The organism is Imperialibacter roseus (genome assembly GCF_032999765.1).
In the GTDB taxonomy this organism is placed as follows: Bacteria; Bacteroidota; Bacteroidia; order Cytophagales; family Cyclobacteriaceae; genus Imperialibacter; species Imperialibacter roseus.
Genome location: NZ_CP136051.1, coordinates 3,340,239 through 3,366,669 on the forward strand (window position 1 = coordinate 3,340,239; position 26,431 = coordinate 3,366,669).

Consider the following 26,431-nt stretch of genomic DNA (forward strand, 5'->3'; position numbering starts at 1 on the left):
TCATTTTTTTGCCTTATTCTGAGTGCTCCCTTGGGAACTTCACCACAATAGTGGTACCCTTGCCAACTTGACTCTTCAGCACGATGGCGGCCCCCAGCCTGTCAGCTATTTTCTTCACAACATACAAACCAAGGCCGTCTCCCTGCGACAACTGACTGCCTTTAAAAAACATATCAAAGCACCTGTCCTGCACATTTTGGGGAATACCCACGCCATTATCTTCTACAGTAAGGTGTACATGATCTTTGGGGCCATTAGTAAAGCTTACAACGAGTACCGGCTCTACTTTTGAGGAAAATATCAAGGCGTTTTCTACGATGTTTGCGAGCACGCTTTCTACCAGGTCTTCGCTGGCATTGAAGCCTAAATCAGGAGCAATACTTACGGTCACTTTTGTACTATAATCAGTCAACCTGTCTTGAAAACCACTCAAAACTTTCTCCACCAGCCTGGCACACGAGTCGCTGTCGAGATGAGTAAATGTTAATTCGGTACTGGAAACATAGCTAATAGCAATTAGCTTCTTAAGCATGCTGTCCATTCCGCTAATGACCTTATCAATCAACCCGTAGAGCTCTCCTACTTTCTCGTCAGTATTTCTGTCCTCAACCAGCTGGACAATCCCTCTTAAAGTCGTCAAAGGGCGTCTCAAATCATGTGAGGCCCGGTAGAGAAAAGTGTCGAGCTCACGGTAAGCTTTTTGCAGGTTAAGGGTCTTCTCCTCAACCAACGTTTCCAGCTTTGAGTTAATCAGATTAATTTGAGCATTTACATTGCTCAGTTCCTTGTTGCGGGACTCGATAAACTTATTCTGCTCATCTACTTTAACTCGCTTTTCTTCCAGTTCCTTATTTTGCGACTTAATTTCATGCAACGCATTCTCCAACGAGGCGCCCATGCTATGAACCTGTGCTCCCAACTCACCCAAATTCTTATTCTTTGAAGCGTCGGAAAAATTAAGGTTAGCGTATTGCTGTAGTGACTTCAATGTTTCGTTGAGGTTATCGCCAACCTTTGCGCTCAGTAGCTCAAGCATATGATTAATGTCGGCCCTCAGCCTTCTTAATCTAGGGTTTGCCGCATGCTCCTTGAGTCTCACGGAAAAAACGCCATTGTTCACCTGTTCAATGAGAAACTGCATTTCCATAATCAGGGCCTGATCTTTTTCAAGATTAGCCTTGATCCTGTCGACCTCCCCATTTATCTCATGGGCCATGTCTCTCATTTCCCTGCTTCCTCTCTCCGATATCTTTTCATAACCAGTTCGGTCGCCATTCAAAAAAAGAAAGAAGTTGATTAGTCCGCTCTTCAGCATCATAAGAGGTGTTATCACCCATCGGGAAGTAATAGCCACTACCAAGACTACGCTTATAATAGCTCCTAAGATGCTCATTATTAGGTTTTTCCACAGCATATTCAGGTACGGAGCCATGAAATCTTCCTTGGGCACTTCAGCAACTACCAGCCAGTCAAATTCCGGTAAAACCCTCGTCATCAACAGAATAGTTTTTCCTTCCCTTTGAAACTCAGCGATTGACACTCTACCGCTGAGTATGTCGTCCGCCACTTTACCCAAGCCTGGCTCATTTTTAATATTTGATCCATTTGACTCAGAACTACTATACCCAATCCTGGTCGTGTCGTTATGAAGTTTGATGGTACCACTGCGGTCGACAATGTAAAGCTGACCAATAGACTGAAGGCTATCATAGGCAATTACTGAACTAAACTTATCAAGCCGCATGGCCACATCAGCCAGCCCCAGCACATTACCGTCATCCCCAATAATCTTGTTGTTGACATAGAAAAGCAATTGTTTGTGCTTCACATATTTGTTAATGTCTATGTTGAATTCCCGAAAATTGTCACTAGTGAGGAATTTCTTAAAAAAAGGATCTGCAGCGTCGGTCAATTTTCTCCGAGGCCAATAATTTGAAATAATAACCGGGTTCTCAACTGGGATAATATGGAGACTAACAATGTTCTCGCTCGATCCAATTTGGTTCAAATACCTTAGAATCTGTATCGTATCTGGTTGTTCGTTTACAAGCCAATCTTTAACAAATGGGCTGTTCGCCAGATATTTTGACACATGAATCGCCTCGCTGACATTCTCCATGAACCGCACAGCCGCATAGTCAACCAAGACAGGAAGCTCGTTTGAAATCACCCGTTCCGTTACCGTCTTTTTGTTTTGATAAAAAGTCCATACACTTAATATAGCACCTACTAACAAAATCAATAGTGATATCAGCACGGTTAGAATAACCTTAAGCCTTTGTTTCCTTAGGAAGGGAAAAAAATTGTAAGAAGGTTCTTTGAAAGAAGACATCTATACTTTACTGATCTGTATAACTTTAAATGTACATGTTTGTTATCGTCATTAGCAACTGACGCTGAAAAAGCCAATTCAACGGTGCTCACTCCACAAACTTTTTCGAACATTAAACTCGGAAAAATAAGTGACTTATAAAGGGAAGATGTTAATCTTGTAGTAATGAAGTATATAAAAAAACTTGTTTTTCCGTGTCTCGCATTGATTCTGGTGCTTTCCTCGTGCAAAGATGAGGAGGATAAGAAGAGCTACCTCACCTTTGACGTGTACAGCCCTGAGCTGGACGTAACCAAGACAATCTGGCTCTATCTTCCTGCCGACTACCAGACAACCGAAAAGGAATATCCGGTTGTTTACTTTCAAGATGCGCAATGGGTTTTTGAAAAACCAGAAGGCTACACACAAGAGATGCATGTGGATGAAAACCTGCGAGCGCTTGAGAAAGAGGGATTTGAAGGAGTGATTGTGGTGGGCATTCAAAGCAATGAGGAGACAAGAGCAGACGAATTTAGCCTCTATGCCAACTCTTCGTTGCGAGCGGGAGGGAAAGGCCAGCAATACCTGGACTTTATGGTTCATACGCTTAAGCCAAACATCGATAGCCTTTATAGAACGAAAAAAGACCGCTCCAACACTGCTATTATGGGTGCAAGCCTCGGAGGTCTTGCAGCGTTTTATGGGCTTACCCAGTATCCTGAGGTATTTGGAAAGGCAGCTCTTTTTTCGGCAGCTCTGCATTTCAACTCCGACTCTGTGTTGTCAAAGGCGAGCCACAAGCTCGTTATGGAAGACGCTCGGGTTTTTGGCGTTGTTGGAAAAAATGAGCTTAATAGCGAAGTGAATTTTCCGGCAGACAATGAGGCGCTTTTCAAAGCACTCACAAAATACATCCCATCTGAAAATGTAAACTTCACTATCCATGAAGATGGCGAACATAAAATTTGGTTTTGGGAAAGGGAATTTCCCAGTGCAGTACTTTTCCTGTTCTAACCCTTCGGATTTTGCTGGATAAACACGGCTAACAGTTTTACTTTCCGGGAAAAACGCCATCAAAACCTCCGTTCAAGATTTCGATATTAAATAATTGTTGAAATTGCATAACATTTGATGCATTTTGGCGCCTCATGAAATTATCGGAGTATCTCCTCACATCCCCCTATTACCTTTTTTGGAAGGTTAAAAAACTATTTGACTCAAGTAACCCTGTCATAGATTTTTACATAGGAGAAATGATGGACTACTTCATTATGGAGCCGGTCATTAGAAAGTTTCCGCAATCCCGAATTGTTGCGAAAAACGCACACATAAAAAAGGAGCTTGAATCTCTCGGGGTAGCAGCCATATCCTGGCCGTCCTTTCCTGATGTCGTTATAATGGCCAGACATGCCATGCACGAATTCCCCATTGACAATGTGATCAAAATAGGCATGGCGCATGGTGTGTACCAGTTCAAAAAGTTCATCAAGGCTAAAAAGTACAACGTTTTTCAGCGTTTTTTTATGACCTCTCAGGAGCACAAGCTGATGGCAGAAAAAATTGGTGTAAAATGCGGGGTGGCTATAGGGTGCCCGAAACTGGACCAAGCTTTTAATGGAGAAATTGACGATACCTATCTTGAGGAACTAAGGAAGTCTTTGCATTTGGATCCAGCAAAACCCACCGTGATGTTCTCCGCCACCTGGGACAAGTCGGGCATGTCGGCTGTCCACCTATGGCATGAAAGGATAGAAGAGCTGAGCGATACCTACAATGTGATGGTGACCCTCCATCCGTTTATGAGCAAACGATACAGGGATAGCATACGTGGCAAAAAGAGCATCGTTTATATTGATAGCTACAATACTGTCCCCTACCTGATGCTGTCTGACGTTCTGGTTTCTGATACCAGTAGCATCATTGGTGAGTATTGTGCCTTCAACAAACCTATTGTCTCCTTCAAGGTAGATACAGGCGCCAGGTTAACAGAAGACATCAAGGAGCTGATAAGCTCCATTAGCATTTCCGTCCAATCATTTGATGAAGCAAAAATTGCCATTGAAGAATCGTTAAATAACGACACCCTTGGAGAGGCTCGGGAAGCAGCCAATAAGAAATTCTTTTATGCGCTCGATGGAAGAGCAGCCGACAGAGCGGCAGAAGAAATTCTAAAAGTGTTGCAAGAAAATAACCTGCACACCGGCACATCATTGGTGCAGGTTTAAGACCGGGCAACAGCCTGTTTACCAATCCAGCCGGTCCCAATTTAATTTACAATACTTTGCCGCTTGCTGTAAATAAACCTCACTTTTTTTAATAGATTCGTTTTGATAGCCAGCATTCATTTTCGACCTCACACACCGTAAAACTTCATTGGAAAACCTTATCAACGACGGAAAGCAGAGGTTTGTCAAAAAAGGCTGGAAGCCATTTGATTTTCAGGTTGATACCTGGCGTGCCTTTCTTCAGGAGAAATCCGGTTTACTCAATGCACCCACCGGAAGTGGCAAAACCTATGCGCTTTGGGTACCGTGCCTGCTTGAGTACATGAGAGAACATCCCGCCGACTATAAGAAACCCAGAAAGAACGGCTTGAGAGTCCTTTGGATCACGCCACTGCGTGCACTGGCGAGAGATATTCAACTAGCCATGGAGGGCATGTGCACCGACTTCGAAATTCCCTGGGAAATCGGCATCCGAACAGGCGACACCAGCACTTCAGATCGGGCAAAACAGAAGAGATCAGCGCCGGAATGCCTGGTCACCACACCCGAGAGTCTCCACCTACTTCTCAGCCAAAAAGAAGCTGTCAATTATTTCAAATCGCTTACCACCATCATCGTCGACGAGTGGCACGAGCTTCTGGGCACTAAAAGAGGGGTTCAAATTGAACTGGCCTTTTCCAGGCTTCGGGCCACCAACCCGGGCAACCTCAAAATATGGGGCGTGTCGGCCACCATTGGCAACCTCGATCAGGCCCGGGAGGTGCTGCTGGGGCCAACGCTATTCCAAGGCAGTGTAGCTATCAAAGCCAATATTCACAAAAAAATAGAAGTGATCTCTGTGCTGCCCGACGAGGCAGAGAAGTTCCCCTGGGGAGGGCACCTCGGTGTAAAAATGATGGACAAAGTGCTGCCAATCATCGAAAATAGCAAAACCACGCTACTTTTCACCAACACCCGCTCTCAAACAGAGATTTGGTACCAACAGATTTTGCACGCAGCCCCACACCTTTCCGGTGCCATGGCTATGCACCATGGCAGCATGGACAACAATGTGAGGAAATGGGTTGAAGAGGCTTTGCATGCAGGCAAGCTGCAATTGGTAGTCTGCACCAGCAGCCTTGACCTTGGCGTCGACTTCAGACCGGTAGATACCGTCATTCAGGTCGGAGGGCCCAAGGGTGTCGCCCGCTTCATGCAGAGAGCGGGCAGAAGTGGTCACCAGCCTGGCGCTACAAGTAAGATTTACTTTGTGCCTACCCATTCATTAGAGTTGATCGAAGGTGCCGCCCTTCGCTCAGCCATTGACAAAGACTACTATGAAAGCAGAAAACCGCTGGAAAAGTGCATGGATGTGCTGGTACAATACCTGGTAACACTTGCCGTGGGTGAGGGCTTTATACCCGACATCATTCTTAACGAAGTAAAGCAAACCTATTGCTTTAGCACCCTCAGCCAGGAAGAGTGGCAATGGGCATTGCAATTTATTACCACTGGTGGCAGCAGCCTCGGTGAATACGATGAGTTTTCGAAGGTCGAAATAATTGATGGGGTTTATCGGGTAACCGACAGGCGAAAGTCTACCATGCACAGGTTGTCCATCGGCACCATCGTTGGCGACCCATCCCTCAGGGTCAAATACCTGACGGGTGGCAATATTGGCACTGTGGAAGAAAGCTTTGCTTCGAAGCTCACAAGAGGTGATGTATTCTGGTTTGCTGGCCGCAATCTTGAATTCATCATGATCAAAGACATGACGGTGCTTGTAAGAAAAGCGAAGAAAAAACGTGGGCTGATACCCCGTTGGGGCGGTGGGAGAATGCCCCTCTCCTCTCAACTGTCCATCCTCATCCGCCAAAAATTGGAGCAAGCGGCCCTTGGCGACTTCAGCGATATAGAACTGGAAACTATCCGGCCTATCATCGAACTGCAGCAACGGTGGTCGATAGTGCCTGACGCCGGCAAGCTCCTCATCGAGAAAGTCGAAAGCCGTTTCGGGCACCACCTTTTCATTTATCCTTTCGAAGGTAGGTTTGTACACGAGGTGCTCGGAGGTCTTGTCGCCTACAGAATTGGTAAACTTGCCCCGATCTCTTTTTCCATTGCCATGAACGACTACGGTTTCGAATTGCTGACTGACGAACCAATTCCCATTGAGGAGGCACTGGAGCTGGACCTTTTTTCCACCACCAAACTATTGGAAGACATTCACCACAGCATCAACGAGTCGGAAATGGCCCGCCGACGGTTCCGGGATATTGCTTCCATCGCTGGCCTTGTTTTTCATGGCTTCCCTGGAAAAACGATCTCCAACAAACACTTGCAAGCCAACTCGCAGATCATCTACAAGGTTTTTGAGGACTACGACAAGGAAAACCTACTTCTCAAGCAGGCGATGGATGAAGTGATCACCCTTCAAATGGAGCAAAGCAGACTGCTGGAGGCCGTAGACAGAATCAACTCCCAGCAAATCACCCTGATGTACCCTCCCCGGCCAAGCCCCTTTGCCTTTCCTATCATGGTAGAGTCGCTAAGGGAAAGGCTCACTACTGAAAGTATTGAGGACAGGGTGATAAAACTACAGCAACAGCTGGAGAAATTTGCCGACAGCCAGGGCTAGCAGATTGCTTATTTTTGTTCTACTTCCCTATATTTAAGCAAACATCATCACTCATTATGCGAATCCTTTTCTTTATTGCCCTTTTGCTTTGTTCCTGCCTCTCTCAGGCGCAGTCAATAACGGGCCAGTGGGTAACCATTGACGACAACACAGGCAAAAAGCGATCAATAGTGGAAATATATGAGAGCGAGGGAAAGTATTTCGGTAAAATCATTAAGCTTTTCAGGGAACCCGGTGAAGAACAAGACCCTGTGTGTGACGAATGTGAAGACTACCGAAAGGGCAAAAAAATAATAGGAATGAATATCATCACCGATATGAAAAAAGATGGAAGTGAGTTGGACGGTGGTGAAATAATGGATCCTGAAAATGGGAACATCTACAAATGTAAAATATGGAGAGAGGGCAATGAACTAAAAGTCAGAGGCTATCTCTACTTTCTCTACAGAACCCAAACGTGGCTGCCACAGGAATAAACAATACGTGAAGGATTCATTGGAGTTCACCCTGCTTGAACAATCGCTGGTACTGTCTATTCATAAATCCATCTTTTGGAAAGAGCAGGAGTGCCTGATTGTCTCCGATCTGCATCTCGGCAAGGCGGGGCACTTCCGAAAAGCAGGCATCCCCATCTCATCCAAAGTTCACGTTGAGGATCTCGACAGGCTTGATCTCCTGCTGAACACGTATCAACCAAAGCGACTGGTCATGCTGGGAGATCTTTTTCACAGCGACAAAAACAATGAGTGGGAAGCATTCACCATTTGGCGAAATCAATATGAAGCGCTGGAGGTTACCCTTACAATGGGCAATCATGACATTATTGCAACCAGCAACTACAGGAAAATTAATGTTGATGCTGTAGATGAACTTACTTTGGGCCCCTTTTTCATGAGTCACCACCCGACTGAAAACAGCTTCGGGTACAACCTTGCCGGTCACCTCCACCCCGGCATAAGCCTGCAGGGAAAGGCAAGACAGGGTGTGCGCATCCCTTGTTTTTATTTTGGCCAGAAAGGGGCTCTGTTGCCAGCATTCGGTAATTTTACAGGGTACGTTGCCATTTCCCCTGGCAAACAAGACAAAGTTTTTGCTGTAACTCCCACTTCCATCATCACCATTCAATGAAAAGCATTAATTTACATTTTATAACTTTACAATTTCTTAATATAAACCTGGGGGGTTACTTGACCAGCTATTTCAGTATTAAAGCAAAAGCCGCCAATGAAAGATGACGAGATTCTTGCAAAAATAAGCAAGGGTGACGAGACGGCTCTGGACTACTTGTACAGGAAGTATTACAGGATGATGACGAAGATCGTCTTGTCCAACAATGGTACAGAGGAAGAGGCGAAGGATGTATTTCAGGAGGCTTTGATCGTTTTTTGGCAAAAGGCTGTGAGTGGAAATCTTGTGATGACCTCCAAAATCAGTACTTTTTTGTACAGCATCTGTCTCAATCAATGGAGAAAAGAGCTGGACAGGAAAAGTCGGCTTTCAAGTGAAGAGAAAGATGGAGAGGAATTTCAGGAGCATGACGCAGAAGAAAAGGCACGTATTATCCAGGAATGCATTGGCGATCTTGGGGATATTTGCAAAAAGCTGCTAACTTATTATTATTTCGACGGAATGTCGATGAATGATATAGCAGAGAAACTTCAGTTTGCAAACACAGACACAGCAAAGACCAAAAAGTACAAATGCATGAAACGACTTGATCTGTTGATCAGAAGTAGGTATAAAGAAGAAGACTTTCTCGACTAAGAATGAGTAACACGGACTTTAAAGAACTTATTGAGCAGTACCTGACAGGAACCATCTCCGATGGCAACAAAGCTGTCCTGGAATCAAAACTTGCCTCAGATGTCTCGCTTAGAGCTGAAATGAAAACTCAGAGCGACATGGTTTCCGGTTTGAAAGAATTCCGTAAGGCCGAACTAAAGACCAGGCTGGACAATGTTCCGTTAGAAGTTGGCGTGTTGGGCACCCTTGGCCAATCCGCAGTGGTAAAAGTGGCGGCAACTGTAGGCACGGCCATCCTGCTGGTGGGGGGCATGTACTACTTTAGTGAAGAGGCTGCGAACCCTGCTCCTGAGATTGGGCAAATGAACCCAATCACTTCTGTCGAGCAAGATAAACCCGCCCCTGACATTGCACTCAAAGAGCTTCCTTCCGTTGAAACGCCGACCAAGCCCGTTGAACATAAGCAGCAGCTTGCATCCGTTACTTCAAGCTCCAGTGCAACAGCGGCTGAAGATATAGCGGATGTTGCGTTACCTGTCACCGAAGAAATTACTCCTACATTTAAAAAACCAACAGTTGCTGAGTTTGAAACTGATGAGGAGTTTGAGGTAGAAGCAGTTGGCAAAGAAGATGCTCTGGCTGAAAGTGACCCTATTGAAATTAACAAGCCAATAGATATTGAGGTCAAATCTGAGGCTGGCAACAGCAACAAGCTGCAATACCAATTCTACGAAGAAAGGCTGTACCTGTATGGCAACTTCGAGGAAATTCCTTACGAAATATTGGAGATCAATAGCAAGGACGGTAAACGGATTTACCTCTTCCATCAGGACGTTTACTACAAGCTAAGCTACCCAACCAAGAAGATTAGTACACTTGAAAAAGTTACCAACGAAGATCTTCTCAGCGAGTTGAAGATTTTCAGAGACAACAAGGCGCTTAATTAAAGCGCCTTTTTATTTCCCTTCCTGCCCTATAAGTAGCTGCAAATTACTATTTTTGGCTTTTCCCCGGTAAAGCTCAAATGGCTACATACGAGAAGAAAGTCAGAAAAAAGAAAAAACTAGGCAGCTACCCTTTCGTAAGCGTGGTATTCAGCATATCTCTTGCCTTGTTTGTCCTGGGCCTGTTCGGTGTCTTTTTCCTGCTAACAAACAACCTTACCCGCTTCATTCAGGACAATATTGAGGTGCAGGTTTACCTGAACAAAAACGTCACTGAATCAGAAAAAATACAGCTACAGAAAACGCTCGCCGATAAAGACTATGTAGCCAAAAAAGAAGGGAGCCAGGTAGTTTTAATCTCCAAAGAAGAAGCCGCCAAAGAATTTATTAAAGAAACCGGCGAAGATTTCACCCAATTCATTGGAGACAACCCACTCAGAGACTTGATTATCCTCAAGATAACTCCTGATTACCAGTCCACTGAAAAGCTCACCCAGATAAAAAGTGAATTGGAAAGCATAAGGGGAGTATTTGAGGTCGTTTATCTCGACAACCTCGTTGAAAGCATCAACAAAAACCTGACAAAGATCGGCCTGGTGCTCATTGGCTTCTCGGCTATCCTATTGCTGGTCGTTGTCATTCTGATTAACAATACTATTAAGCTGGCACTTTTCTCGCAGCGCTTCCTCATCAGAAGCATGCAACTGGTGGGTGCTACTGCCGGCTTTATTCAAAAGCCGTTTCTTATGAGAGCCACGTTCTATGGCTTGCTATCTGCAATTATTGCCAGTGCTGGGCTTTTTGTGCTTTTGAAATATGCCAATTCAAAAATCGAAAATCTGGCAGATTTGCAACGAACCGACGAGCTACTTATCCTTTTCGGCAGCCTGCTGCTGGTAGGCATGCTGGTAGGTTTCGGCAGCACTTACAGAGCTATCAACAAATATCTGAAAATGTCTTTGGACGAATTATATTGAAGAAATGAGCAACAAAGAAAAATTTCCATTCCAGAAGATAAACTACATCATCATGATTGCCGGGGTGTTAGTACTGTGCCTTGGATTTATCATCATGACACTCGATACTGAGCCTTATGGTTTCGGATTTGCCGGGTTAACGCTGGGCCCCCTTACCGTGCTCGCTGGCTTCATCATCGAATTTTTTGCGATTTTTTATCAGCCCAAAGAGAGTAAATGAACATATGGGAAGCCATTGTCCTTGGCCTAGTTCAGGGACTGACCGAGTTTTTACCGGTTAGCAGCAGCGGCCATATTGAAATCGGAACGGCCATCTTCGGCATTCAGTCTGAAGACAACCTCCTGTTCTCCATTGTAGTGCACGCAGCGACAGCATTGAGCACGGTTGTCATTTACAGAAAGGACATTCTGCAACTCATCGTAGAGTTATTTAAGTTTCAATGGAACGACTCCACCAAATTCGTTTTTCAAATAGCCTTATCCATCATTCCGGTAGGTATTGTGGGTGTTTTTTTTGAAGATCAGGTCGAATCTTTCTTTGGCGGACGAATCATGCTGGTGGGGTCTATGCTGATAGTAACAGCCGCACTACTGGCATTCACCCACTTTAAAAAGAGCAATGAGGGAGAGCTAACTTTTCCCAAGGCATTCGTTATAGGTATCGCTCAGGCCATTGCTATCCTTCCTGGCATTTCAAGATCTGGTGCTACTATTTCCACCGGACTGCTGCTGGGTATCAAAAAAGATGTTGTAACCAGGTTCAGCTTCCTTATGGTGTTGGTACCAATCCTAGGGGCTGCTTTTCTTAAACTGCTTGATTTCTTGAAGACGCCAGAAATTGCCAGTCAGGTAAGTGCCACTGCCTTATCACTAGGTTTCCTGGCTGCATTTGTTTCAGGCATGGCCGCCTGCCAGTGGATGATTAGCATAGTAAGGAAAGGCAAACTGATCTACTTCGCTGTTTACTGCCTTATTGTAGGCCTCATTGCCATATTTGTTAGCCTGTGAGAGGAAAGAAGCGCTACGACTTTGAGGCTGGAGAGACCATCGGCATAGATAAGCCCAAAGAATGGACCTCTTTTGATGTGGTGAAGAAAGTCCGTAACACAATAAGGATAAAGAAAGTGGGCCATGCAGGAACGCTTGATCCTTTGGCGACAGGCCTGCTGATCATCTGCACGGGCAAAGCGACCAAAACCATCAATCAGATCCAGGAACAAAGAAAGAAGTACACCTGCACGCTGGTGCTGGGCAAAACCACCCCAAGCGTCGATTTGGAAACCGCTTTTGACAGTGAAACCGACACCCAACATCTGTCGGCAGACCAGATAGCAGAAGTCCTTTACAGTTTTCAAGGCGCTATTCAACAGGTACCGCCGGTCTATTCCGCCATCAAGGTGGATGGAAAAAGGGCTTACGAAAGTGCCCGAAAAAATGAAACACTTGAACTGAAAGCACGTGAAGTAACTATTTACTCGCTGCAGGTATTGAATATGAACCTTCCCGAAGTGGAGTTTGTAGTGGAATGCTCAAAGGGCACCTATATCCGAAGTCTTGTGAGAGACATAGGTGAAAAACTTGGTGTCGGCGCCTACATGTCGGCCCTTCGCAGGAACTCTATCGGTGATTATCAGGTTGAAGATGCCTTTACTATAGAAGAGTTCACCAGTATTTTTACATCAAAGCCAGGAAATGAAAGTAGTTGAGGGAATTGCAAGGCTTGATCATGATGGCTACATGGTTGTTACCGCCGGCACTTTCGATGGCGTACATGTAGGACATAAGGCAATTTTGCAACAGGTGTGCGAACAAGCGAGAGTCCACAATGGAAAATCTGTTGTTATCACCTTTTGGCCCCATCCAAAATTCATATTAGGAGATGCATCCACACTCAAACTTCTTTCGACCTGGAAAGAAAAAGAGGAGTTATTCAGGAAATCAGGCATTGATTTTCTTGTGAAGATTCCATTCACTAAAGAATTCTCAGAACTGAGCGGCGATGCCTTTATCAGACAAGTGCTGGTAGATGCGCTCGGCACCAAAAAACTCATCATTGGCTACGACCACAAGTTTGGAAAAAACCGTGAAGGAAGCTTCGAGTACCTGCAGGAAAATGCTTCTCAATACGGCTTTGAAGTCGAAGAAATACCCCGTCAGGACATTGACCATATTGGCATAAGCTCGACCAAGGTTCGCAAGGCGCTCATGGAAGGCAATATTGAACATGCCAACGAGTTTCTTGGTTATCACTATATGCTGGAAGGCGAAGTGGTGAAGGGCGACAAGATTGGGACAGGTTTGGGCTTCCCCACTGCCAATTTACACATTGAAGAAAGTTTCAAACTGATCCCTGCCGATGGCATTTATGCGGTGACGGTTGATTTCAAAGGAAAGAGTTTTGGTGGAATGCTCTACATAGGCAACAGACCCACACTAAAGGCGTCACCCAAAACTATTGAGGTAAATATTTTTAACTTTGACCAGTCAATCTACGGTGAAAGAATTCGGGTGAACTTTGTGGCGCTTTTGAGAAAAGACCAACGGTTCGACAGTCTGGAAACGCTCAAACAGCAATTGATCATCGACAGAGAGCAGGCAATTAGCGTATTGAAACAGCTTAAATAATGCGTTTATGATTAGCAAAGTTGTGAAAAATGCCGAAGAAGCAGTGGCCGACATCCACGATGGATCGGTATTGATGCTTGGGGGCTTCGGACTCTGCGGCATCCCCGAAAATTGCATATCTGCTTTGCTTTCAAGCGGCGTGAAAAACCTGACGTGCATTTCGAACAATGCCGGTGTGGATGACTTTGGCATCGGCCTGCTGCTAAAAACCAGACAAGTGAAAAAGATGATTTCCTCCTATGTAGGAGAAAATGCAGAGTTTGAGCGGCAGCTGCTGAGCGGTGAGCTGGAGGTAGACCTGGTTCCTCAGGGTACGCTGGCCGAAAGAATAAGGGCGGGCGGCGCTGGCATCCCAGCCTTCTTCACCCCTGCTGGTTACGGCACCGAAGTGGCCGAGGGTAAAGAAGTAAGGGAATTTGATGGAAAAAAATATTTGCTAGAAGCCTGGTTGAAGGCGGACTTTTCGCTGGTAAAAGCCTGGAAGGGAGACACTGCCGGGAACCTGGTTTTTAAAGGGACAGCCAGGAATTTTAACCCTATGATGGCCACAGCTGGCCGGATTACAATTGCTGAAGTAGAAGAGCTGGTGCCTGCCGGCACACTCAACCCCAACGACATTCATACACCGGGCGTATTCGTTCAACGAATTTTCCAGGGGGTAAACTACGAAAAGCGCATCGAGCAAAGAACAATTCGCCAGGCATAATGGCAGCTATTTAAATATTCAACCAATGGGATTAGACAAAATAGCCATCGCCAAAAGAATAGCCCAGGAGGTAAAGGACGGCATGTACATCAACCTGGGCATAGGCATACCTACTCTGGTGGCCAACTACCTGCCTGACGGCATCGACGTGGTGCTGCAGTCGGAAAATGGCTTACTGGGCATAGGCCCCTTCCCTACTGAGGAGGAAGTAGATGCTGACCTGATCAATGCCGGTAAGCAAACGGTGTCTATGATACCCGGCTCGTCGCTTTTCAGCTCGGCCGACAGCTTTGCCATGATCCGTGGGGGGCATATACATTTGACCATTTTGGGTGCCATGGAGGTATCGGAAAATGGCGATATCGCCAATTGGAAAATCCCTGGTAAGATGGTGAAAGGCATGGGTGGAGCGATGGACCTGGTGGCTTCTGCAGACAACATCATAGTGGCCATGCAGCACAAAAGCAAAGACGGCCAATCGAAGTTATTAAAAGAGTGTACACTACCTTTGACGGGCATTCGGTGCGTGAAGAAAATAGTGAGCGACCTCGCCGTGCTCGAAGTGCTATCGGAAGGCGGGTTCAAGCTGCTCGAAAGAGCTCCCGGCGTAAGTGTGGAAGAAATAAAAGCTTCCACAGCTGGCAAGCTTATTGTGGAAGGTGAGATTCCTGAAATGAGGATTAATTAAACATAACATAAATGAAAATTCTTAAAAGCTTTTGGATTGCAGGTCTTCTTTTAGCCGTCGTTTCCTGTAAAAAAGATGATGACGATGGTGGTGGGTTGCCTGTCTTTTTCTCTTTGCAAAATGATATTGATCTGGGTAAGCAGGTGAGTGATGAGATTGCTGCCAATCCTACGGAATATCCGGTTCTGGACGAAACAGAGTATGCCGAAGCGTATGCCTACCTTCAGGGAATAACGGACGAAATCCTGAACAGCGGCAAGATTGAGTACAGAGATGAATTTGCATGGAAAATTCATATTATCCATGATGACGAAGTGCTCAATGCATTTGCAACGCCTGGTGGTTATATTTATGTATACACAGGTTTGATCAAATACCTTGACCAGGAAGACGACTTAGCTGGCGTAATGGGTCATGAGCTTGCGCACGCTGACAGAAGGCACAGTATGCAGCAAATGCAGAAGGCATATGGTCTTCAGCTCGTGCTCAACGTTATCCTTGGGCAAAACCCTTCAAAGCTGGCAGAAATTGCTGGCGCTGTTGCCGGAAATGCAACCACCCTGGCATTTAGCCGTGACAACGAATCGGAGGCTGACGAGTATTCTGTCATTTACCTGGCTGAAGGCAAATATGCCTGCAATGGCGCTTACAGCTTTTTCCAAAAGCTGCTCGACAGCAATCAGGCAGGAAAAACACCGAAATTCCTAAGCACACACCCGGATCCAGCATCAAGGGTGGAAGATATTAACGCCAAGGCAACTGAGCTGGGCTGCGACACCACTCCTCTTGCGCCAGCCTCTTACGAGGACTTTAAGAATAGTTTACCTGAATAATAAAGCATTAATGAACAAGTCAGAAATACGTTTTACAGTTGAAATGGACGAAAACAGGGTCCCGGAAAAGATAGTCTGGGATGCCGACGAAAAGGCGGGTGAAGAGCTCAGCGAAACCAATGCAATTGCGTTGGCCTTGTGGGATGCTGATCAAAAAAACACGCTCCGTATCGACTTGTGGACAAAAGATATGGAAGTGCCTGATATGAAACGTTTCTACATAGACTGCATCGGCGGCATGGCGCAGAGCGTGCTCAATGCCACCGGAGACGAGTTTATGTCGCAAGAAATGAATGCACTATGTGACAAACTGGTCACCTACCTGCAAAAAGAAGGGGAGCAATAAGCTCTCCTTCTTTTTTGCGAATAAACCTTACCCGATCCAGCGTTTCGCCCTTTCTTCCCTCCCATTTGATGCCTATGACCTACCCATCAGACCAACTTTGCAATGGTGGATATTGCCTGGCAACTCCATTCAATGCGGCACCCGTCAACAGAATAATGGCCCCCTGTGTTTGGCCCGGCAGCATTTCGTGACAATTTTTAACAACTCCGTACCATTCAACCGGTGAAATAGCATTTTAAAAAATTACAATTTCACTATTCTAATATGGGGTCTACTTTTATCGGATAGTTAATAGCACTGTCAGGCACATGAATTTGCCAGTTGGACAATAGATACATCATATACTCAAAAGTGTACTAGCAAATAGCTTTGAAACAACAGTTTGGAACGACAGTTATCAAAGTTTTGATGCACTTATTTCCTGTTTCTGTACTGTTAGCAATACTAATTAGATGTTAAGAACTCTTACCATTACGTTCCTATTATTTTCGCTTCTCAGAGTCCATGGGCAAGCTGTCACCATTTCGGGAACTGTGAAGGGAGCCAACGATTACTTAGGTCTCCCCGGTGCTACCGTACTGGGTGAAAAACTAAGCTCTCCTCCTGCCTCTTTGGGTGTGGTCACTGATCTTGAGGGAAAATTCAAGCTTGAGAAGGTGGAGCCGGGCAGCTACCGTTTTCAGTTTCAATATATCGGATATCAGACGGTGACAAAAAATGTAACTGTCGGCATAAAGGACATTTCCTTTGGAGACATTCTACTGGAAGAAGAGACCAAGACGCTTGAAGAAGTAAAAGTTACTGCCCAGGCTATGATGAGTGAGCAGAAAGGAGATACCTCTGTTTTCAACGCACTGGCTTTCAAAACAGTACCCGATGCCAGTGCCGAAGACCTGGTGCAAAAGATGCCGGGCATTGCGATGGTGGATGGCGTAATACAAGCCCAGGGCGAAAACGTTCAGCGAATTCTTATCGACGGAAAGCCTTTTTTCGGCGGCGATGTGCAGGCTGCTTTGCAGAGCCTACCCGCTACTGTGATTGAAAGCATTCAGGTGTTTGACAAAAAGAGCGACCAGAGCGAGCTAACCGGGTTTGACGACGGTGAAAGAATAAAGACGATTAATATCATCACAAAGCCCAATCGCAGAAGAGGGCAGTTTGGAAAAACTTCGGTAGGAGCTGGAACTGATCAACGTTATATGGCAGGCGCTAACCTCAATATGTTCAATGGCGACCGTCGGGTTACTATATCAGGCCTTAGCAACAACATCAATATTCTCAACTACTCGGCAAGCCCCAATGCAAGTGCCGACAGCAGAACCCAGGATGGCATCATCAACAACAACGCCATTGCAGTAAACTTTGCTGACACCTGGGCAAAGTCGCTGGAGGTAAGTGGCAGCTACTTGTACAACCACAGGCAGGATGAAACCACCCAAACCAGGTTCAGAGAATATGTGCTCCCGTCCGACTCAGGGCAGGTTTACTCAGAAAGCAGCTACAACAATGCCACTAACGCCGAACACAGGGTGTTTATGAAAGTCGACTACAAGATCAACGACAACAACAGGATCATTTGGCGGCCATCAGCTTCCTTCGGCAATAACATCCGCAATTCCAACTTCCTCGGTCGCACAACCTCGGATTTTGGCCCGGTGAACCAAACCGAAAACAGCTCGTCGTTCGATCTCTTTGATTTGGACTACTTCAATAACCTGATGTACAACCATCAATTTGAAAAAAAGGGGCGTGCATTCACGATCAACCTCCGAAACGGCTTTCACGTCAATACCGACGACAGGTACAGGCTGGCCGAAAATATCTTCTATCAATCGGCTGACAGCAGTCAATTGCTCAAGCAAAATATTGAGTGGAACCGAAAAGGACACGACTGGAGGGTCAACGCTTCCTATACTGAGCCCGTGGGTGCCAACGGACGAATTGAACTGGAGCATACAATGGGCGACAGAATCAATGACTCTGACAGAAGACTGTACGACTTTTCGGAGCAGTTCGATGACTACACCCTACTCGATGAGGCGTTGAGCAACACCTTCGACAACAGCTACTTTACACAGGAAACAGAGCTGGGTTACCAATACACACTAAAAAAACTTACTGCGCAGGTAGAGGTGGAATATCAGGACGCCAAACTGAAAAATGACCAGCAGTTTCCAAGGGAATACACACTCAATCGGCGCTTTAATAGCGTGTTACCGTCGTCCCGGTTTCGCTACAAGTTTACCGACAATACCAATATCGAACTAGATTACCGCACCTGGACCAGAGAGCCACAAATAGGACAGCTGCAGGACGTAATTGACAACTCAAATCCGCTTCAGCTTCGCACGGGAAATGTGGATCTTAACCAAACATATACCAATAGAATCAGAACCCGTATAAGGTCAAACAACCCCGAAACAAATAGGTCAATGTTTGTTTATGCCCACACCGAGCTCACCAGCAACTACATTGGAACGAGCACCTTTATTGCCGAAGAACAGACAACAGTTGGACAAGGAGTGGTACTTGAAAAAGGCTCTCAGCTAATAAGCCCGGTTAACCTGGGTGGATACAAGGAATTCAGGTCATACCTGAGTTATGGCCAACCCTTCTCGTTGATCAAATCAAATGTCAATTTCAACGGTGGTGTTAACTACACAAGCAGACCTGGCCTCATCAACGACGAGCTCAACCTGGCCAACTCATGGAACTACAGGCTTGGTGTTTCTCTAAGCAGCAACATCAGTGAGAATATTGATTTCAGAGTAGCCACGTGGTCGAGATACAACGTGGTGGAAAACAGCCTGCGGCCTGCACTAAACAACAACTTCTTTAATCAGACTACCCGGATCAACTACAACATGATCTTTGGAAACGGCTTCACATTCAGAACAGACGTAAGGCATCAAATCAATGCCGGGCTTTCTGCGGGTTTCGACAATAGTTTCACTCTTTGGAACATGAGTGTGGGTAAGAAGTTGTTCAAAAACAAGCTTGGCGAAGTGAGTATGAATGTGTACGACATCCTGAAACAGAACAATAATATCCGGAGAAACATATCTGAAATTTACATTGAGGACACCCAGTCGAATGTGCTTAACCGGTATGTGATGCTCTCTTTTACCTACAATTTCAGGCATTTCTCAGTGGGAGCCAGCCAGGAAGACTTCGAGGAGATCAAAACCAACTAGGCAAAATAACGGAGAACCGAAAGAGGCTAAAGGCTTTGGAACCTTAAAAGCACTTCTTCCTTGTAGCTCCGACTGATGGGGATTTCTTTGCCTGCAACATTAACATGCTCATTGGTGAACGACTTTATCTGTGCACTGTTGATCACGAACGAGCGGTGCGTTCTGATAAAACTGCCAGGCAGGCTTTCCTCAATATGACTGATTCTTTCTTTGGTGATGATAGTCTCGTCAGCCGTGAAAATCTTGATATAGTCGCTATAGCTTTCAATGTAAAGAATGTCGTCTAACACAATTTTCACAGTTTTTCTATCTGATTTTACCAATATTGAGGCTGGCACTTGAGTGGCTGCCGTGTGTACTTTTGTGTTGACTTCCATCAACTGATAAAACTTATCTATCGCCTTCATGAATCGCTCCAGAGAAACGGGCTTGAGCAGATAATCCACCACATCCAGGTCAAACCCGTCAATGGCATATTCCCGGTAGGCGGTCACCAAAATGACCTTCGGTCGGTGCTGAAGGGCCTTCAGGAAATCGAGGCCTGTGAGCTTAGGCATTTGAATATCGAGAAAAATGAGGTCGATGGAATGGCTGCGCAAAAGCTGAAATGCCTCCGTGGCCGTGCGGCACTCAGCCACGATTTCGAAGCCACCCATTTGCAGCAAGTAGCCTCTGATCACCCGAATGGCAATCGGCTCATCGTCGACAATAATACATTTACGAGTCGCTTCCGGCATCATCTTTTGGCTTTAAGTCTAACTCCAGGTTTACTATAAAGTGCCGCTCATCATTTTCAATCGTGAGCTTGTGCCTGCCTGGGTACAGCAACTCCAAACGTTTCCTCACATTTGACAGCCCCACCCCGCCAAGCTGCCCCGCCTCCTTTTCAGCTTTCGAGAATGAATTGGTCACTGTGAGGTAGAGCCGCTCGCCTTTAGTTTGGATTGAAATGGATAGAAAAAGCTGCTGATCATCCTGCATAAAACCATGCTTGAATGCGTTTTCTACGAACGGAAATAGAAGAAAAGGTGCGATACTACAATCATTCCCGTTTGCCTGAATATCCAGCTCAAGCCGAAGCCTTTCTTCAAACCGGAGCTCCTCAAGCGCAATGTAATCTCTTATTAATTTGATCTCGTCGGCCAGCGGTACCAATGACTTATTGCTTCTGTACAAAAGAAAGTCGAGCAGTTCAGAAAGCCGCAAGATACTATCAGGGAGCACGTCGGACTTCTCCAGCGCCAAACCGTAGAGATTGTTGAGGGTATTGAACAGAAAATGGGGATGTATTTGACCCTTGAGCAGTTGCAGCTCTGCTTCTTTGAGTTTAAGGGCTGCTTCGAGACTGGCACTTTTCAGTTCGGCCCTCTCCCGCTCGGCTTTCATCCAAAGTCGCAGCAGCTTAAGAGCAACTCCCAGCAGCACGATGGAATAAAGGCCCACGGGCTGAAATATGAAATCGCCTGCTACAGGCCCTAGTTTCTCATAGTTGTATTCGGCGATGGAGATATAAGTGAGGGCAATAACCCACATCTGGAAATACATCGACACAATAAGTGTATACACGAAATACAATATGAACTTACCATAGTTTCTCGTCAGAAGGTACTTAGGCACAAGGCTGTAATTAATGAAATAAGTGGTGCCCATTGCCACCGGCAACATGAGGCACGCAAAGCGCAGAGAGAAGCCATAGTCGCTACTTATCCTGGCAAAAAAAACCATGAGGAAAGCAAGGGACAGCCACCAGAAGACCACGTGGGCCAGCACCCTCCCTCCTTTTGAATAGACCAACTTGTTGAGATAATCGCTTATCATTGCTGCAAAATGCCGATAAATTCTAAATCATACAGTGAAAGTCGACGAAATGCCATTTTCAGCAGGTATTCTACCAAAAATGTAGAATCCCTCCGAAAATTGGTTGTCCACCGATGTTGACAGCAACTCCGTCTACTTTGTCCATTTTGCCTGGCTAAAAGCCGTATGATTGCCCTGGATGTTTTTTAAACCCTTAAATCTTTACAACTATGTTTGAATTATTTTGGATGGGCGGAATAGAATTCATGTCAATTCTTACGCTAATGTTTCTTGCTGCATTGATCTTCAGCGGGCTTTCTGCCTCAGATATCTTCTCCAAAGGGTTGAAAGGTGACGAAGTCAAAAGAAGACTGGACTATGTAAAGTTCTTTGGACTGCTGGCCCTGGTCACTGGAGTGCTTGGTCAACTCATTGGAATGTTCATGGCCTTCCAGGCAATTGAGCAAATTGGGGAGGTGTCGCAAGCGATGCTAGCTGGTGGGCTGAAGGTGTCAAGCATCACCAGCATCTACGGCATGCTCATTTTCGTTGTCACCAGGCTTATCTGGTTTGGCCTGCACTACAAAGCCAATAAATAGCAGCGGGTTCCATTTTCCCCTGCAATGCAAGCGGGCTACCCATCGTCCAAGCAACTCCACTATTATGTAGGGCAGTTCCGCACGGCAGCATAAAAGTTTGTTTAATAGTTGTTTGGAAAAAGAGGCTTCACTTATGGGGTCTCTTTTTGTAATAATATAACTATTTCAATGATTCATTGACTTATTTAAATGAATCGACATTTTTTTGAACGATCGCTGCCCATATCACCTTGTCTTTAGAGATGCATCGAAGTATCGCAGGACGTGTATGCCTAAATCTGATGGCCGACCGGCTACTCTCCACTAACGGGTTCCCTCTGTCCTCTTCGCATCTTCAATAGATTTCTCACCTTTAAAACCAATATAGATATGGCAAAATGTTTCGCATTAATGGGCTGGAGTTTGCCCGTGATAGAAAGCATGCAAAAACTTGGTAAGCCTTATGTAGTCGTTTCGTTTCCAGACTTCGCACCATATGCAGCCGAACATAATATTCCCTTTGTTCCCTACCAGCTGGATGAATGGAGCGACACCTCCAATTCCCTGGACCTGGTTGAAAAGCTAAAGCCTTATAACGCTGACGTGGCTGTGCCCCTTTACGAGGAAACGGTGGAATGGGCCGGAGCGCTCAATTCAATTTACAGAAATGACCCACGAGTACTTAACCGGGCTTTTCTTTTTCGAAACAAGGCGATCATGAAGCGGAAAGCCCTCATTGGAGGACTGCGTGTCGGGCTGTTTGAAGAGGTGTATAGCAAAGACGGTGTAAAAGCCTTTATGAAACGCCTGAATGAAGCCAATCTGCAACTGCAAGGTGAAGAGGATAGCTGGGTGCATATCAAGCCCTTTGCTTCGGCCGGCACTGTTGGTCATCGCCTGCTGAAATCGATGGCTCAAATAGACGAAGAATGCGAGGATAGTGATTTCCCATGTCTTGCTGAGAGTCATCTGCCAGGCAGGGAGTTTTCCTGTGAGGCATTTATCCATAAAGGCAAAATCAGGTTCCTCAATATCACCGAATACGTGAAACTGGGGTATTCTAATTTCATTCCCGAAGGCAACTATCTGGAAACAAAGCGTGAATTGATCCACAAGCAGGTGCAGAAAATGGTCGATATTTTCGGTATTGAATTTGGCATGGTGCACCCCGAATGGTTCCTTACTGAAAACGACGAACTGAATTTTGGAGAAACTGCCTGCAGAATTCCCGGCGGGCACATCCTTGAGCTTTGCTCTAAATCATACGAGTTCGATGCGCTTGCTGCGTTTGTCGTGTCTCACGACCCCAATGCAACCGAGGAAGAGCTGGATGCAATTTTCCCTCCGAAGGGCTTCAAACCGAAATATTACCATGGCAACGTGATGATCTATCCTCACAAGCGTCAGTTCTCGAAACTTGAAATACCTGAAGAGCTTAACAACGACCCGTACTTCATTGAGCACAGCCTCGTGCCGCCTTACGAGGGGCAGAAAATCAGTGGAGACCGTGGAGGATTTGGTAATCACTTTGGCACCATCAACTTCAAGGGAGAAGACCCCGACCGGATGACGGAGCTTTTAAAACACTATCAGAAAGTCGATTTTTATGTATAAGCGAAGGTAAACCACCCATATGGAAATAGCATCCGATAGGATATTTGAAAATTTTGAGAAGAGTTTAGAAGAGTTTAAAGAGTCAATTGAGTTAACCAAGCAGGAGAAAGCTACCAAACTGGCAAGCCAGGTAGATATACTCAGCCAATCAAGGAACGGGCTGGTCTACCTGCTTCAGAAAATTGGTGAGCTCGATCGGGCAGGCATTTTTAACAATACAGTTTGGAGTGAGCCTGACAAGCTCATTCCCCTGCTGGTGAAAGGCACTTTGAAAGTAGGTCACCCCACCTCCAGCTTCGAAATTCTGTCTGAGCTGCGGCTGTTAGCCTTTGCAACCGGCATTGAAAAAAGCGACAAAATATCGCAGAAAGACGCTCAAAGCTTTCTGGAAGAGGTGATGGTGCACAACCTTGAGTTTGCTCACCAGGATGTTTCAGAGGAAACCCGCCTTGCCATGCCGGTGAGAGAATTAAAAAAGGCGTTCAATCTCTTTGGCTTCATCGTCTCAGAAATCGACCTGCAGGGTGTGTATGAAAAGCTCGCCGAGGAAATTCGGCTCATTTGTGCTCAACGGCCTATTATGACCCGCAAAGCCAGAGAGCTGATCCGGTTGGTCAATGAGCGTTTTGATACCTCGGGAGACTCCGAAACGGATCGGTCGGTTCGGCTGTACATCAACGCTATTTATGCTCCTTCAGAAGGCGCAAGAAACAATGCCAGCCTCAAGGATTACGAGCATTTCCTTTCGGAAAGCAGCGTGGCTACCTTGGAAAGAGAGGCCAGATCCATGGGCGACCATATGAACGCCACTGGCCTGGTGAGTGGCTACCACTCTCTGCTACTCAAAAAGCTCGTTGCTGACTATGAGGACCTGGTTCCTGTTTGCCTCCACCTCAATGACCGGGGCGTAGCGGAATGGGAAAAATTTCATGGATTGATTTCCACGCTGATCAATGAAACAGTCAGCCCCGACAATTGCCAGTGCATTTATGGACTGGCCCGAATGTTGGGAAAAAGCTTGTTTTCCCGCCGGCCTGTCAGGGTGGGTCTCGAGAACCTCCGCAAAGTTAAGATCCACAGTATGGTGGAGAAGCGGATTAGCAAGTCACTGATCAACAAAGATGCTGATGTAACCGTATTGCAGTACCTGATCGGTGGCACCATCAAAGTGCTGGGGCAGCACCTTGGTGTTGGCCAGGGCAACAACCCCACCTGCCAGTCGGCCAGGGGTATCAGCATGTGGAGCCAACATGCCCCGGCCATGCTCATCGATATGATCATTACGGTGGCCACGCAGAACGATCTGGTTATGCGTTTTGAAAATCAGGACCTGACCTCCAACCAGCTGGGAAAAGGGCTGCTCGACAACCTGGATCACAACCTTGATGTGGTGTCGGTAGTACTCGTGCCTCATTTGGATAAAATCTACAATGAGATGATGAAACGTTCGTCATTTCGGGGAGAGGATCCTCACAAATGGGTAAACCCTGCCATGTACGGCCAGTGGGTGCACGTGGGCTTTGCTTCGTGCTACGACTACCCGAGCAATTCAATCGTTGACTTTGAAGGGTTCGTCAGGATCTTTTACGCCGCCTTCCACCCCGACCACAATGGTCAGCGCCAAATGGTGTACCCGAATCCAGTCGGCATTTTCCTCACCACCAACAAAGGAGTGATGGTAGGCCTTCATGCCATATCACTGCTTCGGGTAGATAAAAACAAAAAAGGCGAAATGAGAGCCTACTTCCTTAACCCCAACAATGAGGGTCGGCAGGATTGGGGCCAGGGAATTAAACCCACGGTGTTTGGAAATGGCGAGAAGGCCGGTGAATCATCGTTGCCATTTTATCAGTTCGTTGCCAGGGTGTATGCCTTCCACTACAGCGCCCTGGACGTAAAAAGCTGGTTGAGCAAGGTGCCGGAAGAGGAAATTGCCAAAGTAGAGCCCCTGGCTAAGGAAAGCTGGGGAAAATCATATGTCTGGAATCAACAAACCAAATTATGGTAAGACACTCGTCGAGAATTGAGCTGAGCCAATCTTCTCTGGTGAAAAATATCAATTTCATCAGAAAAAAGATTGGGCCTGACGTAAGGATTTCATCTGTGGTGAAAGCCAACGCCTATGGCCATGGCATCGCACAATTTGTGAAGATGGCTGAAAAGGCAGGCGTTGATCACTTTGCTACTGCATCAGCTTTTGAAGCCGAAGAAGTGTTGGCTGCCAAGTCGGAAAAGGGTGGAATCATGATCATGGGCATATTGTACGACCAGGACATCGAGTGGGCCATTGAAAACGATATTGAATTTTTTGTTTTCAATTACGCCCGGCTACCTCTGGCAATGGAAGTAGCGAAAGGACTTGGGAAGCGTGCAATGGTACACATTGAAGTAGAAACTGGTGCCAATCGCACGGGCATGAATGCTAAGGAGTTTCCAAAAACGCTCACTTTCCTCAAGAAAAACGCAGCCCATGTCGAGTTCAAAGGGCTATGTACGCATTTCGGCGGTGCCGAAAGCTTCGCTAACCAATTCAAGATCACCTCTCAGCACAAGCGTTACAAGGACTTCCTTCGGGAGTGCAAACAAAAGGGCATCATGCCCGAGTACCGGCACATCGCCTGCTCAGCCGCTGCATTGGCGATGCCCGACACTGTATATGACATGGTGAGGATTGGCGTGGCTCAGTATGGTTTTTGGCCGAGCCCGGATATCTACTACACCCACTTGCAGGAAACAGGCAAGCCGTCCGATGGAGCCCTGAAAAGGATTTTCAATTGGAAGACGGATGTAATGGACGTGCGTGACATAGACCCTGGTGAGTTCATAGGCTATGGTACTTCCTATCAGGCCACGCAGAAAATGAAGGTGGCTGTGATGCCGTTGGGCTACTCTAACGGCTACCCCAGGGCGCTGTCTAACCGGGGGCATGTGCTCATTCACGGCAAAAAAGCCCCGATAGTAGGGCTAATCAACATGAACCTGTTTATGGTAGATGTATCCCATATACCTGGCGTAGAAGTGGGCGACGAGGTGGTGCTCGTAGGTCGGCAGAAAAACAACACCATCAATATCAGCTCTTTCACAAACGTGACTCAATTGATCAACAACGAAATGCTCAGCCGATTGCCGGCGGCCATCCCCAGGAAAATTGTCAAATAGCCTGTTGCACTAATTTGATTCCATAGTTTAAATAACTGTCGTTGTTCCATAGATTTGCATCGCCATTAAAACAC

24 protein-coding genes are annotated in these 26,431 nt (G+C 46.1%); 21 read left to right on the top strand and 3 right to left on the bottom strand.

Translation table 11 applies throughout. From position 1 onward, the window contains the following. Window positions 1–13 precede the first annotated feature (13 nt). Window positions 14–2,257: a sensor histidine kinase gene (locus RT717_RS13760; RefSeq protein ID WP_317492311.1), complete on the bottom strand. Its 2,244-nt coding sequence runs from the start codon at window positions 2,255–2,257 to the stop codon at window positions 14–16. A 240-nt stretch (window positions 2,258–2,497) separates the two neighbouring features. Here RT717_RS13760 and RT717_RS13765 point away from each other — a divergent pair, with 240 nt between their 5' ends. The 17 genes from RT717_RS13765 to RT717_RS13845 all read left to right on the top strand — a co-directional run bounded on the left by RT717_RS13765 (window position 2,498) and on the right by RT717_RS13845 (window position 19,209). Next, a complete protein-coding gene (locus RT717_RS13765) occupies window positions 2,498–3,325 on the top strand; it encodes an alpha/beta hydrolase (protein WP_317492312.1) in 828 nt (275 codons plus the stop codon). Window positions 3,326–3,459: 134 nt separating this feature from the next. Continuing rightward, window positions 3,460–4,536, top strand: coding sequence for a CDP-glycerol glycerophosphotransferase family protein (locus RT717_RS13770; RefSeq protein WP_317492313.1), 1,077 nt, complete (start codon window positions 3,460–3,462; stop codon window positions 4,534–4,536). 148 nt (window positions 4,537–4,684) lie between these two features. Further along, on the top strand, window positions 4,685–7,153 hold the full coding sequence (locus RT717_RS13775; RefSeq protein WP_317492314.1) for a ligase-associated DNA damage response DEXH box helicase: 2,469 nt from the start codon (window positions 4,685–4,687) through the stop codon (window positions 7,151–7,153). Between the two features lie 56 nt (window positions 7,154–7,209). Continuing rightward, window positions 7,210–7,629: a DUF2147 domain-containing protein gene (locus RT717_RS13780; RefSeq protein ID WP_317492315.1), complete on the top strand. Its 420-nt coding sequence runs from the start codon at window positions 7,210–7,212 to the stop codon at window positions 7,627–7,629. 7 nt (window positions 7,630–7,636) lie between these two features. Continuing rightward, window positions 7,637–8,281, top strand: a complete 645-nt coding sequence (gene pdeM / locus RT717_RS13785; protein ID WP_317492316.1) for a ligase-associated DNA damage response endonuclease PdeM — start codon at window positions 7,637–7,639, stop codon at window positions 8,279–8,281. Window positions 8,282–8,377: 96 nt separating this feature from the next. Then, window positions 8,378–8,917, top strand: a complete 540-nt coding sequence (locus RT717_RS13790) for an RNA polymerase sigma factor (RefSeq protein WP_317492317.1) — start codon at window positions 8,378–8,380, stop codon at window positions 8,915–8,917. Between the two features lie 2 nt (window positions 8,918–8,919). Continuing rightward, window positions 8,920–9,843: a hypothetical protein gene (locus RT717_RS13795; protein ID WP_317492318.1), complete on the top strand. Its 924-nt coding sequence runs from the start codon at window positions 8,920–8,922 to the stop codon at window positions 9,841–9,843. A gap of 77 nt (window positions 9,844–9,920) precedes the next feature. Further along, window positions 9,921–10,817, top strand: coding sequence for a cell division protein FtsX (locus RT717_RS13800; RefSeq protein WP_317492319.1), 897 nt, complete (start codon window positions 9,921–9,923; stop codon window positions 10,815–10,817). Window positions 10,818–10,821: 4 nt separating this feature from the next. Beyond that, on the top strand, window positions 10,822–11,037 hold the full coding sequence (locus tag RT717_RS13805; protein ID WP_317492320.1) for a DUF3098 domain-containing protein: 216 nt from the start codon (window positions 10,822–10,824) through the stop codon (window positions 11,035–11,037). Beyond that, window positions 11,034–11,825: an undecaprenyl-diphosphate phosphatase gene (locus RT717_RS13810; protein WP_317492321.1), complete on the top strand. Its 792-nt coding sequence runs from the start codon at window positions 11,034–11,036 to the stop codon at window positions 11,823–11,825. Before RT717_RS13805 ends, RT717_RS13810 begins: the two co-directional genes overlap by 4 nt. Next, window positions 11,822–12,523, top strand: coding sequence for a tRNA pseudouridine(55) synthase TruB (gene truB / locus RT717_RS13815; RefSeq protein ID WP_317492322.1), 702 nt, complete (start codon window positions 11,822–11,824; stop codon window positions 12,521–12,523). The genes RT717_RS13810 and truB overlap by 4 nt, the downstream gene beginning before the upstream one ends. Next, complete coding sequence (locus RT717_RS13820) at window positions 12,510–13,442, top strand: bifunctional riboflavin kinase/FAD synthetase (protein WP_317492323.1); 933 nt, start codon at window positions 12,510–12,512, stop codon at window positions 13,440–13,442. The genes truB and RT717_RS13820 overlap by 14 nt, the downstream gene beginning before the upstream one ends. Window positions 13,443–13,449: 7 nt before the next feature. After that, entirely contained in the window at window positions 13,450–14,148 is a 699-nt protein-coding gene (locus tag RT717_RS13825; RefSeq protein WP_317492324.1) for a CoA transferase subunit A, read from the top strand. Window positions 14,149–14,173: 25 nt separating this feature from the next. After that, window positions 14,174–14,836, top strand: coding sequence for a 3-oxoacid CoA-transferase subunit B (locus RT717_RS13830; RefSeq protein ID WP_317492325.1), 663 nt, complete (start codon window positions 14,174–14,176; stop codon window positions 14,834–14,836). Between the two features lie 11 nt (window positions 14,837–14,847). Beyond that, on the top strand, window positions 14,848–15,669 hold the full coding sequence (locus RT717_RS13835) for a M48 family metalloprotease (protein WP_317492326.1): 822 nt from the start codon (window positions 14,848–14,850) through the stop codon (window positions 15,667–15,669). A 10-nt stretch (window positions 15,670–15,679) separates the two neighbouring features. Next, complete coding sequence (gene gldC, locus RT717_RS13840) at window positions 15,680–16,015, top strand: gliding motility protein GldC (protein WP_317492327.1); 336 nt, start codon at window positions 15,680–15,682, stop codon at window positions 16,013–16,015. 452 nt (window positions 16,016–16,467) lie between these two features. Next, complete coding sequence (locus RT717_RS13845) at window positions 16,468–19,209, top strand: outer membrane beta-barrel protein (protein ID WP_317492328.1); 2,742 nt, start codon at window positions 16,468–16,470, stop codon at window positions 19,207–19,209. 26 nt (window positions 19,210–19,235) lie between these two features. Here RT717_RS13845 and RT717_RS13850 read toward each other — a convergent pair whose 3' ends face one another. Both RT717_RS13850 and RT717_RS13855 read right to left on the bottom strand, forming a co-directional pair. Then, entirely contained in the window at window positions 19,236–19,949 is a 714-nt protein-coding gene (locus RT717_RS13850) for a LytR/AlgR family response regulator transcription factor (RefSeq protein WP_317492329.1), read from the bottom strand. Next, complete coding sequence (locus tag RT717_RS13855; RefSeq protein ID WP_317492330.1) at window positions 19,927–21,027, bottom strand: sensor histidine kinase; 1,101 nt, start codon at window positions 21,025–21,027, stop codon at window positions 19,927–19,929. Before RT717_RS13855 ends, RT717_RS13850 begins: the two co-directional genes overlap by 23 nt. A 209-nt stretch (window positions 21,028–21,236) precedes the next feature. Here RT717_RS13855 and RT717_RS13860 point away from each other — a divergent pair, with 209 nt between their 5' ends. From RT717_RS13860 to alr, 4 genes are all read left to right on the top strand, one after another. After that, a complete protein-coding gene (locus RT717_RS13860; RefSeq protein ID WP_317492331.1) occupies window positions 21,237–21,605 on the top strand; it encodes a MotA/TolQ/ExbB proton channel family protein in 369 nt (122 codons plus the stop codon). Window positions 21,606–21,974: 369 nt separating this feature from the next. After that, window positions 21,975–23,198 (top strand): ATP-grasp domain-containing protein, encoded by a 1,224-nt coding sequence (locus tag RT717_RS13865; protein ID WP_317492332.1) that lies wholly within the window; start codon window positions 21,975–21,977, stop codon window positions 23,196–23,198. Between the two features lie 19 nt (window positions 23,199–23,217). Beyond that, window positions 23,218–25,206, top strand: a complete 1,989-nt coding sequence (locus RT717_RS13870) for a hypothetical protein (protein WP_317492333.1) — start codon at window positions 23,218–23,220, stop codon at window positions 25,204–25,206. Then, entirely contained in the window at window positions 25,200–26,357 is a 1,158-nt protein-coding gene (alr, locus tag RT717_RS13875; protein WP_317492334.1) for an alanine racemase, read from the top strand. Before RT717_RS13870 ends, alr begins: the two co-directional genes overlap by 7 nt. The last annotated feature ends 74 nt before the right edge of the window (window positions 26,358–26,431 follow it).